The organism is Chitinophaga sp. 9-1-y, assembly GCF_059511905.2.
The window spans coordinates 3,998,733-4,011,138 of the sequence record NZ_CM197955.1; the positions used below are offsets into that span (position 1 = coordinate 3,998,733).

Here is a 12,406-nt window from a genome sequence, read left to right on the forward strand (position 1 = left end):
TTTCCATCGACATCAAAGGTGACGGTTCCTATTAACAGCACCTTTTGCATTTTTCAAAAATAAAGGGCATCATATACGCATAAAAAAAGGGGTGGTAAGAATACCTCCCCTTTAATATTTTAACCATATCCTATGAAAAACCTGAGTCAAAGATATATTCATCGGCGTTAGTGGCAAGCCTTATTTCGTGAACGCGCGAAAATTGCATGTGAATGCATGAATTTCCCCTATGTTAACTACCAGTTAACAAAAATTAACCGGGTTTTAATTCCCCAGGGTTTTAAGCGCGAGATAAGACATCAGCCCTGCACCTATTTCCAGTGCTTTTTCATCGGCATCAAAAGTAGCGGTATGCAGCCCGGATTTAATACCCCGGTCTTCATTCCTTACCCCTAACCGGTAAAAGCAGGCATCGGCCACCTGTGAATAGGAAGCAAAATCTTCTGCCGCCATCCAGATATCAAGATCTGCTACCTGGTCTGCCCCGAGAAAGTCGATGGCGTGCGCGCGACTGGCCGCCGTGAGTTTATCTTCGTTGATTAACACAGGATATCCTCTTTCAATTTTAATATCGCAGGCTCCTTCCATGCCTTCTGCAATGGAGATGGCCATTTTTTTGATCTTTTCATGCGCTTCGTTGCGCCATTTTTCATCGAGTGAACGGAAGGTACCATCCAGCCGTACTTCATCCGGAATCACGTTATTAGCCCCGTTGGCAATCATTTTACCGAAAGACAATACGGAGGGCGAGAGCGGATTGGCGCGGCGACTCACAATCTGTTGCAAGGCAATTACAATATGACAGGCAATCACCACCGGGTCAATACCCAGGTTAGGCATGGCCCCATGGCCCCCCTTCCCTTTTACCACGATAGAAATTTCATCGTTGCTGGCCATATAGCGGCCTGAGCGAAATCCGACCTTACCTACCGCCAGCTCTGGCATCACATGCTGCCCCAGGATGTGCGCAGGACGTGGATTCTCCAACACCCCTGCTTTAATGAGCAAACTGGCACCGCCAGGAATCACTTCTTCCGCAGGCTGGAAAATAAACTTTACCGTACCGGAAAACTCCTCTTTCATCCGGCTCAAAATACCCGCTACGCCCAGCAGGGACGCGGTATGTACATCATGCCCACAGGCATGCATCACGCCTGAATGCTGCGAACGGTAAGGCACCTCATTCAACTCCACAATAGGTAAGGCATCTATGTCGGCCCGCAGGGCCACCACTTTGTCGGATGGCGCTGCCCCGCCCTGCAGTAAAGCAACAATGCCGGTATCAGCCATTCTTTCATAAGGGATATCCAGCGCCCGTAATTTGTCTTCTATGAACACGGCCGTCTGGTATTCCTTATAGGAAAGTTCTGGATAAGTATGCAGGTGGCGGCGATTCGCGGTAGCCTCCTCCAACAGTCCGCTGGCTAATTGCCGGATTCTTTCTTTAAGCATGTAGCAACAATTTTTTTATACTGTCCTGTGATAAAAATTCTTTTACAAAAGTATCATCTGTCAAATGCGGATAAGCAGCAGTTACCTGGTCTGTTTCCCGGCAATGGCCCCGTTAAATGCATGAGAAGGATCAAAAAAAAAAGCGGCATTCCTATCGGTTACCGCCATACCTTCCTGCAACAGTTCCCCCGCACCCTTATCATCCCCAAGTATACAATTTTTTATCCGGCCAAACAGCCCGGCTACTTTTCTGTCCATACCCACCAGTGTCCGGGCAGCCCCCCCGGCAGGCGCTAAAAACCATTTAGTCATATTAGTTTACCATCTACCCGTTATCGCATCTCCGATCCTCACATTGAAAAAATAAGTATATTTAACCTACTCCCCAATTTTAAACTTATGAGAAAAATTTTCGTACTCCCATTACTGTTATCAAGCTATTGCTGTTTTAGTCAAACCACTACGAAAGACATTCTGCTGGAACAATTAAAAACCACGCATAATAAAGCCGACTGGTTTGTACCTGTAAACACCGCCATAGAAGGGCTGACGCCTGAACAAGCCAACTGGAAAGACAACAGTGGTAACCACGCTATTGCACAACTGGTGAATCACCTTATTTTCTGGGACCTTGACCAACTCCGGAAATTCAAAGGCGAAGCCACTCCGGCATTCAACGGCGACAACGACGCCACCTTTGCGCCCGCCACACAGGCAGCATGGGATGGCACCGTAAAAAGAATGGACAGTGTACTGACGGCATGGGAACAAGCCATCGAACAATCAGATGAAAAAACGCTATCTTCCCATTATTCCACCATTGCTCATATCAGTGCGCACAACGCGTATCATATCGGGCAGATATTATTTATCCGGAAGCAAAAAGGCTGGTGGAACCCGGAAAAAGGCGTAAAATAAAGCACCTGACGCGATAACGATTACTTGTAACGGAGCAGCGACTGCTCCGTTATTTTTATGAGGTAAAACTGATCACATTTAATCAACTGTATGATAAAGCGCGTTTCCCTATCCCTGCTATTCCTTTGCCTGTATGTGGCAGCAACTGCACAAGACAGCACCCGGCAAAAACAGGATACCATTCCCCGAAAACATTACACCCGATCAGTTGTATGGACTGCGCCTGTCAGTAAAAGTACCACCATTAACGGCGTGGCGTTGAGCCTGATGACCACCACCGAATCATACAAGGATACTTTAATAGTACAGGGACTTAACCTCGAAGTAGCACCATTGCAGGCATTTTTCACAATGTTTGCCGTCTTTGGTGGCGGAATAAACCCTTTCGCCAAAGATAAGCCCGGCGATTCAATTCCCGATACCAGCCGCGGAGCAAATGAGGTAGTGAAAGGTCTTTCCCTTAGTGCAGGAGGCATGACAGCCGATTTGAAAGGGTTGGGTATTAACGGGCTAATGGCCGCTGGCGAACAGACGGATGGTATACAAATCAGCGGCATCATCAATGGACATCATGCCTTTCGCGGCGTGGCTGTTGCAGGGCTTTGTAATTTAGTCACCACCGGGAAAGGAGTGCAAATAGGATTGATTAATATCGCCAAAGGCGGCCAGATTGTGCAAATTGGCCTGATCAACCGCATTGGCAAACGCATCACCCCCTTCTTCAACTGCTCACTGAAGAAAAAATCACTCTCCCCTGTTGTCGTCACAGCAAATTGAGAAAGCGCTATTCTCGCGATAATCTTTGCAAAGAATGCCGGATTCATTTATATTTAAACCCGGTTTTCACGTTAGCCAATTGCATACCCTCACCTGTTGCCGCAGGTTTGCCGCTTTCAGCTCCGTTAAAATCTGTTTTTTTAAAACTTTATTTTATTAAATAAATGTGGATCATTTCCCGTTTTAATACTCAAAACTATCATCAATGGCAGTGAACAGAAGAGCAGCAATCAAGCAATTGCTGTGGGTATCTGCCGGCATGGCGATATTACCAGCCTGCCTGCAACATACCAGCAGGGCTTCCCTCGAATTAAAACATATATCCGTAGATGGCGACCAGGAAAAAATGTTGGCCGAACTCGTGGAAACGATTATTCCTGCTACTACCACCCCCGGCGCCAAAGCATTGTCGGCCCACTTGTTTACACTTATCATGATGGACGACTGCTATAAAAAAGAAGACCAGCAACAATGGCTCAGCGGCCTCAAAGCCTTTGAACAGGCCTGTAAAAAATTAAACGGCCATCAATTCCTGGAATGCACCCTTCCCCAACGGGAAGCACTGCTCACCAATATGGAAGCAGGAAAGGATAATAAAGATGATGTTGCCTTCTTTTACAATACCACCAAACGCCTCACCATCCAGGCTTATACCAGCTCAAAATATTTCCTGACCAATGTAAACATATATGAGCTGGTACCCGGACGTTACAAAGGATGCGTACCACTTAAACCCATTACCCGGAAGATTGCCTAACTAATCAGAAAATGAGTAATAATAATACCAGCCTGCAAAACCGTACGTTTGATGCCATCGTCATTGGCTCCGGCATCAGCGGCGGATGGGCAGCAAAAGAATTTACAGAAAAAGGGCTCAAAACACTGGTACTCGAAAGAGGCCGCGATGTAAAGCACTTAAAAGACTACCCTACTACCAGCCAGTTCCCCTGGGAATTTCCGCACCGCGGACAAATACCCGAGGAAATCAGGGCCGCCAATCCCTCTATCAGCCGTTGCTATGCCTTCAAAGAAGACGCCATGCATTTCTTTGTAAAAGACAACGACCATCCTTATGGACAACCTAAACCATTCGACTGGATCCGCGGATACCAGGTGGGAGGTAAGTCGCTGATGTGGGCCAGGCAAACGCAGCGCTGGAGCGACTTCGACTTTGAAGGTCCTGCACGCGACGGATTCGCCACCGACTGGCCCATCCGGTATAAAGATGTAGAACCCTGGTACAGCTACGTAGAAAAATTTGTGGGCATCTCCGGTAACAAAGATGGTATTCCCCATCTCCCGGATGGTGAATTTTTACCCCCCATGGAATTAAGCTGTGTAGAGAATTACTTCAAAGACTTTGTCAAATCAAATTATAAAGACCGCCAGGTAATCTACGCCCGTTGCGCGCATTTAACGCAACCACAACAGGTACACCTGGATCAGGGAAGAGGCCAATGCCAGAAAAGAGATCTTTGCCAGCGCGGATGTCCGTTTGGCGGCTATTTCAGCAGCAACTCCTCCACCCTGCCCTGGGCACAGAAAACGGGCAACCTCACCCTGCGTCCTTTCTCCGTAGTGCATTCCATCATCTATGATGAGCAAAAAGGAAAAGCTACCGGCGTACGCGTGGTAGATACCAATACCAAAGAAATGATGGAGTATTATGCCAACGTTATTTTCGTGAATGCAGCGGCCGTAAATACCAACCTCATTTTACTTAACTCTACCTCTCACCGCTTCCCGAATGGATTAGGAAACGACAGCGGCACCCTGGGCAAATACTTTGCCTTTCATAATTACCGCGGACATATCTCTGGTCAGTATGAAGGTTTCAAAGATAGCATTACCGATGGCAGACGCCCTACCAGCGCCTACATCCCCCGCTTCCGGAATGTACACAAACAGGAAACCGATTTCCTTCGTGGCTATGCAGCCGGATTTGACGGTGGCAGGGGTTCCCACACCAACACCAACGGCTTCGGTAAAAGCCTGAAAGACCAACTGTTCAACAGCGAACCCAATGATACCTGGTATGTGGGCTCTCATATGATGGGCGAAACCATCCCTAAAGAAAAAAGCACCGTCACCCTCGATCAACAGCGGAAAGATGAATGGGGCATACCTGTCATCAACATCGATGTGGACTACGATGATAACGACGAAAAAATGCTGAAAGATTTCTTTGAGCAGATGACGGAAATGTATACCAAAGCCGGCTTCACCAATATCAAAACCAGCGACTCCAAACAAGCGCCGGGACTGGATATCCACGAAATGGGCGGTGTACGTATGGGATCAGATCCTAAAACTTCTATGCTCAACAAATGGAATCAACTACATGCCTGCACCAATGTATTTGTTACAGATGGCGCCTGCATGACTTCTACTTCCACACAGAATCCATCGCTGACCTATATGGCGCTGACTGCGAGAGCAGTGGATTATGCTGTGAAGCAACTGAAGAAAGGAGAAATATAGACCATCACCTGTTATAAAAAGCTGTCTCATTGATTTTATGAGACAGCTTTTTTATTCTTATTGTCAATAGCTTTGAATGAGCTTTTCATTTCACCACGATCTATTGTCAGACCCAATGACAAAGGAACCAGCATCAACGCCTGAAACCAAATGAATTGCAGGTATAGTTGGTGGATACCTATTTGTAATTCTATTCCATTACTGTATTTGAATTCCAAATAATAAGCTACCACAAGAAATATAAAAACCAGAAACATGGCCAGGTACCTGAACCGTATCTCATAGCATCTGTCAAATACGCGTGTCATTGAGATGGCTACAAAGGCAGCACTAATGACCATATAGCATCTGTCTACCACCGGAACTCTGATTAAAAACGGTGCAATCATAAAAGTAGCAACTACGAACACCAAAATGGTGACAAGGATGGTAATTCCTAACGCTTTTGGCTTTCTCCTGCCCAGGCCAATATATATTGATAGTGGTAGCAGGATGAGCATTCCTACACCACCAATGTAAACGGTACCGTTTGAATCGAACAGGGCACTGAAGAGCCACCCGCAGAGCAGCGTAGATATCAGATAAAATACAATCGTTTTTATAAAAGCGGCTTTGTGAAAGGTGATCTTATTCATAGGCATCCCGCAAAAAATATCCTGAAGATATATATCTTTTCTATCACTTCCTCCCCAATTAATTACCCATCAGCTCCATCTTTTCCTGTAATTTGCAGCCATAACCACTTAAATGATGAAACATTACTTTTCTGCTATCATCAGCACACTGTTGATGTTTCCGTTTATTGTAAATGCACAATTACACAAGATGAGACCTGTAAATGAACTGATCAATACAACTGAACCCGGCTGGGCGTTGGTACAAGACTGGATTAAACAAGGCAGTAATCACATAGAAATACTGCCGAAAGATAACACCCGCGCCGACGAAGCCTTATATCAAATCCAGGTTACTACCCGCTCCCCTATGGGCGCCATTGTGTATGAATCCGGCGGACTGCTGGTAGATCATGGCTGGATCAGGGTATTGGGCTCCGGTCATGAAAAGCTGGATCGTAGTTTACCCGGTTGGAATAAAGGTAAATCGTATAGCCAAACGGGTGAGCAACCTTCTTTTTTATTGATTGCCGATGATATACTGGGTGGTTTCTTTGCCATCAACAACGGTGGATTGGCGATGAATGAAGGCATCGGCAGCGTGTTTTATTTTGCCCCGGATACACTGGAATGGGAAAACATGGAAATAGGTTACAGTGAGTTTATCCGTTTTTGCTGCTCCGGCGATATTACTGGTTTTTACGAGCAATTCCGCTGGAAAGGCTGGCAAGAAGATATCAGCCACCTGACCGGCAACCAGGGTATGAGCTTTTACCCCTTCCTGTTTACCAAAGAAGGAAAAGACCTGGAGAAAGTAAGTAAAAAACCAGTACCCATGGAAGAGCTATGGGCTTTACAGATGCAACTGCGGCAACAGGCAGGACACTAATCATCACCTCACCGGATGACGACTACAAATGTTCCGTATTAAAATGTTAAAATTTATAATACCATCGGTGGTGCAGGAATAATTGCTATACATTTAGCCCTTGTAGCAATTGATCATTCACCTAAAATTTTGTCATGGCTCACAACTTATTAAAAGGTAAAAAAGGGATTATTTTTGGTGCACTGGATGAAAAATCCATTGCCTGGAAAACTGCACTGCGCTGCGTAGCAGAAGGTGCGGAAATTGTTTTGACCAATGCCCCCATCGCCATCCGCATGGGTGAAATCAATGAGCTGGCCCAACAATGCAATGCCCCGGTAATCCCCGCAGATGTGACCAATATGGATGACCTGGAAAACCTGTTCATCAAAACAAAGGAACATTTCGGCGGCGGCGTAGACTTTATCCTGCACTCTATCGGGATGAGCGTTAACGTACGTAAAGGCAACGACTATACGAATCTCAATTATGACTTCATGCATAAATCCGTGGATATTTCCGCGATGAGCTTACACCGCGTACTCCAGGTGGCCATGAAGCATGACGCCATTAACGAATGGGGCTCCGTGGTAGCACTAACGTTTATCGCAGCCCACCTGGCCTTCCCTAACTACAACGAAATGGCGGATATTAAAGCCATGCTGGAAAGCATTACCCGTAGTTTTGGCTATCAGTATGGTATTAAAAAACATGTACGTATCAATACCGTTTCCCAGTCGCCTACCATCACCACCGCCGGACAAGGCATCTCCGGCTTTGATGGCTTCGTGAACTATTCAGAAAAGATGTCGCCGCTGGGTAATGCCACCGCTGATCAGTGCGCAGAATTTACCGTTAGCTTGTTCTCTGATTACACACGCATGGTAACAATGCAGAACTTATTCCATGATGGCGGTTTCTCCAGTACCGGTGTAACAGAAGCGGTGATTCAGCAAATGGAGCTGAAAGCATAAAGCAGAAAGCAAAAAGCTATTGTCTCGAATGATCAATGCGCGTATGATATCCGCGAAGGTGATTCGAGACAATAGCTTTTTGCTTTCTGCTTTATGCTTTCAGCTTTCCATCATCTGAAACACCAATACAGCAGCGCCATGACGCCCAGCAAGGCCCCAGATAATACTTTATAATTCGCCAGTCCCGGCCAGCCTTTGGCACGCAACGGTGCCAGCGGGCTTTCCCAGTATAAGCGGCTGCTTTCTGTTGTATGCTGCATCGGAAACGCAAAAGATAGTCCCGTCTGCAATAACACACAAACAACAAACAGGTAAAAAGCTACCAGCAAAGGAGGAACATGACTCAACGGCCCTTCCGGGTATAATTTACCCGTGAAGTAAACTACCGCACCCAGGGCAGAACCCAGCCACAAAGTATATTGCGCGGCGATAGCCGATGCTTTCTTCCAGAATATACCCAACAGGAACACACAAGTGATCGGCGGCGCAATATGCGAGATCACGTCGTTAATGCCATTAAAGAGGCTCTCGTAGCGGTTCAGCAGGGGTAGCAGGCCAATGGACAGCAACAGCGCCAAACCTGCCGATACACGGCCCCATTTCACCAGTTGACGGTCGGTAGCCGCCGGCTGATACCGTTTGTATAAATCATAGCTCACCAGGGTTGCGATAGAGTTCAGCGCACCGGAAATCTGGCTCATTAAACCAGATAACAATGCCGCCACCAGCACACCTACCAATCCAGGCGGCACCAGCTTGGTAATCATCAGGGAATAGATACCTTTTGTGTGCAGCTTTCCATCTGCCTGTTGCAGTGCGCTCAAATCCAGTCCACCCTGCTTATACAGCACATAGGCCAACAAACCCGGCAAGATAAAAATGAACACCGGCAATACTTTGATAAAGCCACAGAACAAAGCACCGGTACGGGCATGATTTTCATCCTTTGCCCCTAATACCCGCTGCACAATAGTTTGATCTGCACACCAATACCAGATGCCAATCACCGGGTAGCCCAGGAATACGGCGTACCAGGGCAATCCATCCGGATCACCCGCCGGCCGCAACATAGAAAGCTTACTCAACTGCTGATGCTCCTGTAATACCGTCATCACCGGTTGCCAGCCACCTACCTTCCACCAGGAAAGTACGGTGATGATAACCGCCCCTACCAGCAATACCACGGTTTGCACGGATTCGGTAACCACCACGGCGCGCAATCCGCCCACAATGGTGTAGGCACCCGTTACCACGGCAATCATGATAATGCTGGTAAACATATTGATGCCGAACAACGTTTCCAGCACAATGCCACCTGCCAGGAAAGAAAAAGCAATGTGAATCACAATGGCCGATACCACGGACACAATTGCCAGCCAGTCGCGGCACGCACGGTTATACCGCCGCTCCAGGAAGTCAGGCAAAGTAGCCACCCCGGATCGTATATAAAACGGGATAAAAAAAAGCGCTAACAATATCAGCGTAAAAGCAGCCATCCACTCGAAATTGCCCGCCAGCAAGCCGGAGTCAAAACCGCTCTGGGCAAGGCTCACCAAATGCAAACAGGAAATATTGGTGGCAAATAAAGCCATGCCTATCATAGGCCAGCGCAGGGATTTGCCCGCCAGGAAATATTCTCCTGCTTCATTGCTGCCTTTCTTCCCGGACCATCCGGCCCAGAATCCCAGCAGCACAATAAAGGCTACATAACAGATGCTGATGATAGTATCGGTTGTAGAAATCATCCGGCAAACGTATTAAGCGCCACCAAGTCACAACTGCTACCTGGTATTTCAGGCGTGCGGTAAAATCCGCTGCTGATTTCCGCAGGATGTGTGAAATGAGGACGCAGGTGAGGAATATGCTCCAGGAATAAGGCTTCATGCCCCATACCGATGTGGTTAAACAATACCAGGTGCTGATGCAGCTGCCCCATATCGCCTACATGCGGTACCACCGGCACGCCGTATTTTTTACATAACAGGCTTACCGTAATAAATTCGCTGACACCACCCACTCTTACCGCATCTACCTGGATAAAGCCCGCACAACGCGTTTCCAGGTAATTTTTAAAGATCACTTTGTTTGGTACGTGTTCGCCCAATGCCAGTTTCACCGGGTTCAACGCCTCTGCCAGCACTTTATGCGCCAGTACATCGTCCGGGTGGGTAGGCTCTTCTATCCAGTAAGGCTGGATGTCTGCCAGCCTTTTACCGATGGCTAATGCCTGCGGCAGATTCCATTGCTGATTGGCATCTACCATTACTTTAATCTGGTCCCCTACTGTTTTTCTTACAATATGCGCTCTTCGTATATCCGTGTCCGGGTCTTTGGCGCCTACTTTCAATTTGAGTGCGCTAAAGCCTTTGTCCAGTGCACGTTTGCAATTAGCTTCCAGCTGATCATCGGAATAGTTAAACCAGCCTGCGGAGGTATCGTATGCGGGGTAGCCTGTTTTCAGGATACCTTCCCGCGAGGCGCGGGAGGGCTGCATATCTGTTAACATCGCCACCGCTTCTTCCCGGGGTAATATTTCTTCCAGGTAAGACAGGTCCAGCGTATTCACCAGCTGCTCCGGGCTTAGGCTCAACAGCAGTTGCCATAGCGGCACCTGCTGTTGTTTGGCCCATAAATCGTAACAAGCGTTCGTTACTGCTGCCAGCGCCAGATGTACGACCCCTTTATGAGGGCCGAGCCAGCGGAACTGTTGTTCATCTGACCGCAGGCGGAACCATTCGCCGAAAGTAGCCATCACTTCCCGGATATCTTTTCCGATCAACTGTTCTCCATAAAACCGGGCAGCCGCACATACCAGCTCATTACCTGCACCCAGCGTAAATGCGAGGCCGGTGCCGCAATTACCTTTGTCGTCGTACAAACAGGCCACTGCATATGAGTAAATGGGATTCTGGTGTATGGCGTCACTTCCGGCGCCGCCCGATAAAGGGAAACGGGCGTCTTTTACTACAATCTTTTTTATCATTTTATGTTCACTGTTTTTATAGGGGCGATATCTGCCGTAGGTTTATCTGTTTCCAATACAATCACGGTATCATTCGCATCCGGCAGCACTGCAGGTAAAGAGAGTGTGATCCCTTCATTTGTTTGTTGCAGGGCCACAGCGGCTCCTTTCATCACATAGGCTTTGTTCACTTTCACACCCGGTAATGCAGGCAGCGTTAATTTATCCACTGCTTTAAAAACATGCAGGTATATCTTTTTACCACTGCGGGTAGCCGCGTAAGTGTCGTTGGAATAATACGGACCACCATCGGTATTGTAAATGGCAGTGCCATATTGTTTCAGCCATTGTCCCATTTCTTTCAAACGTGCCACCTGCGCAGGTTCTATGAGACCATCAGCACGAGGGCCTACATTGAACAACAGGTTACCATTGCCACCAGCTACTTTCGCCAGTGTTTGCAGGCAGGTGTTTAACGATTTCATTTTATCGTTAGGTTTCCAGGACCATTGTTCGCAGATGGTCATACAGGTTTCCCAGGGAGTTTCCATGTTTAAGCCACCGATACGTTGTTCCGGTGTATCATAGTCACCCAGGAAGTTGGAGGTACTTGCCGCTTCTGTGCCTGCAAAGGCTTTACCCAGGCGGTTGTTGACGATCAGGTCTTTCTTCAGTGTTTTAAGATATTTATAGATATCCAGTCCCATGTCCGGCGTCCATACGGTTTCCCAGGGGCCATCAAACCAGAGCATATAAGGATCGTAGTTGGTCACCAGTTCTTTCAACTGGTTTTTCATGTATGTCACGTACTTTTCCATGTCTGGTTTTTTCCGTGGATCTTTTGTGGCATCAACGGTATTGTCGAATGGATAATACTCATTGTACCAGTCGAGTACAGAGTAGTAAATACAGAACTTGATATGATATTTTTTGCAGGCTTTAGCCAGCAGTCCTACCACGTCTTTTTTGAAGGGGGTATTGCTGATATTGTAATCTGTATAGGCAGATGGCCATAGGCAGAATCCATCATGGTGCTTCGCAGTGATGGTCAGGTATTTCATACCGGCTTCGCTGGCGGTTTTTGCCCATTCATCGGCATTAAACAGTACGGGATTGAATGCCTTGTATAAGGTATCATAATCACTGGCGGGAACCTGGTTATGCCGGGACCATCCGATTTCTGTACCACGCAGGGTAACGGGTCCCCAGTGGATGAACATGCCGAAGCGCAGGTCCATGAACTGGTCCATAACGGCTTTACGGGTCAGTATTTTCGGGTCCAGCTGGGCATTGGTCTGGCCGTAGCTGTTGAACGTCAACAGCATTAAACATAAGATGGCAATACGTTTCATTACGCGGG

The 12,406-nt window shown here is 47.4% G+C and carries 12 protein-coding genes; 6 read left to right on the top strand and 6 right to left on the bottom strand.

The features are described 5' to 3' along the window. Window positions 1-264 precede the first annotated feature (264 nt). Together AC5ZC7_RS15625 and AC5ZC7_RS15630 are read right to left on the bottom strand one after the other, a co-directional pair. Window positions 265-1,452 (bottom strand): amidohydrolase, encoded by a 1,188-nt coding sequence (locus AC5ZC7_RS15625; protein WP_496157991.1) that lies wholly within the window; start codon window positions 1,450-1,452, stop codon window positions 265-267. Window positions 1,453-1,533: 81 nt separating this feature from the next. Beyond that, on the bottom strand, window positions 1,534-1,764 hold the full coding sequence (locus AC5ZC7_RS15630; protein ID WP_496157990.1) for a hypothetical protein: 231 nt from the start codon (window positions 1,762-1,764) through the stop codon (window positions 1,534-1,536). A gap of 87 nt (window positions 1,765-1,851) precedes the next feature. Between AC5ZC7_RS15630 and AC5ZC7_RS15635 the strand changes: the two genes are divergently transcribed. From AC5ZC7_RS15635 to AC5ZC7_RS15650, 4 genes are all read left to right on the top strand, one after another. After that, window positions 1,852-2,370: a DinB family protein gene (locus tag AC5ZC7_RS15635; RefSeq protein ID WP_496157989.1), complete on the top strand. Its 519-nt coding sequence runs from the start codon at window positions 1,852-1,854 to the stop codon at window positions 2,368-2,370. Between the two features lie 90 nt (window positions 2,371-2,460). Further along, the gene (locus tag AC5ZC7_RS15640) at window positions 2,461-3,147 is read left to right on the top strand and encodes a hypothetical protein (protein WP_496157988.1); all 687 of its coding nucleotides are present in this window, start codon (window positions 2,461-2,463) and stop codon (window positions 3,145-3,147) included. A 205-nt stretch (window positions 3,148-3,352) separates the two neighbouring features. Continuing rightward, window positions 3,353-3,904, top strand: coding sequence for a gluconate 2-dehydrogenase subunit 3 family protein (locus tag AC5ZC7_RS15645; protein WP_496157987.1), 552 nt, complete (start codon window positions 3,353-3,355; stop codon window positions 3,902-3,904). An 11-nt stretch (window positions 3,905-3,915) separates the two neighbouring features. Continuing rightward, window positions 3,916-5,628 carry a GMC oxidoreductase gene (locus tag AC5ZC7_RS15650; RefSeq protein WP_496157986.1) on the top strand — a complete coding sequence of 571 codons (1,713 nt, stop codon included), beginning with the start codon at window positions 3,916-3,918 and terminating at the stop codon, window positions 5,626-5,628. Between the two features lie 35 nt (window positions 5,629-5,663). Here the strand turns inward: AC5ZC7_RS15650 and AC5ZC7_RS15655 are convergent, their stop codons facing one another. Then, on the bottom strand, window positions 5,664-6,263 hold the full coding sequence (locus AC5ZC7_RS15655) for a hypothetical protein (protein ID WP_496157985.1): 600 nt from the start codon (window positions 6,261-6,263) through the stop codon (window positions 5,664-5,666). 112 nt (window positions 6,264-6,375) lie between these two features. On the opposite strand from AC5ZC7_RS15655, the gene AC5ZC7_RS15660 reads away from it, so the two are divergent. After that, entirely contained in the window at window positions 6,376-7,131 is a 756-nt protein-coding gene (locus AC5ZC7_RS15660; RefSeq protein ID WP_511911592.1) for a DUF2625 domain-containing protein, read from the top strand. A 134-nt stretch (window positions 7,132-7,265) separates the two neighbouring features. After that, entirely contained in the window at window positions 7,266-8,084 is an 819-nt protein-coding gene (locus AC5ZC7_RS15665) for an SDR family oxidoreductase (RefSeq protein WP_496157983.1), read from the top strand. Window positions 8,085-8,194: 110 nt separating this feature from the next. On the opposite strand, the gene AC5ZC7_RS15670 is transcribed toward AC5ZC7_RS15665, so the two are convergent. From AC5ZC7_RS15670 to AC5ZC7_RS15680, 3 genes are read right to left on the bottom strand one after another with little or no spacing between them, the layout of a single operon-like run. Further along, entirely contained in the window at window positions 8,195-9,829 is a 1,635-nt protein-coding gene (locus tag AC5ZC7_RS15670; RefSeq protein WP_496157982.1) for a sodium:solute symporter family transporter, read from the bottom strand. Then, window positions 9,826-11,067: an enolase C-terminal domain-like protein gene (locus AC5ZC7_RS15675; RefSeq protein WP_496157981.1), complete on the bottom strand. Its 1,242-nt coding sequence runs from the start codon at window positions 11,065-11,067 to the stop codon at window positions 9,826-9,828. Before AC5ZC7_RS15675 ends, AC5ZC7_RS15670 begins: the two co-directional genes overlap by 4 nt. After that, window positions 11,064-12,398, bottom strand: coding sequence for an alpha-L-fucosidase (locus tag AC5ZC7_RS15680; protein ID WP_496157980.1), 1,335 nt, complete (start codon window positions 12,396-12,398; stop codon window positions 11,064-11,066). The genes AC5ZC7_RS15675 and AC5ZC7_RS15680 overlap by 4 nt, the downstream gene beginning before the upstream one ends. Window positions 12,399-12,406 lie beyond the last annotated feature (8 nt).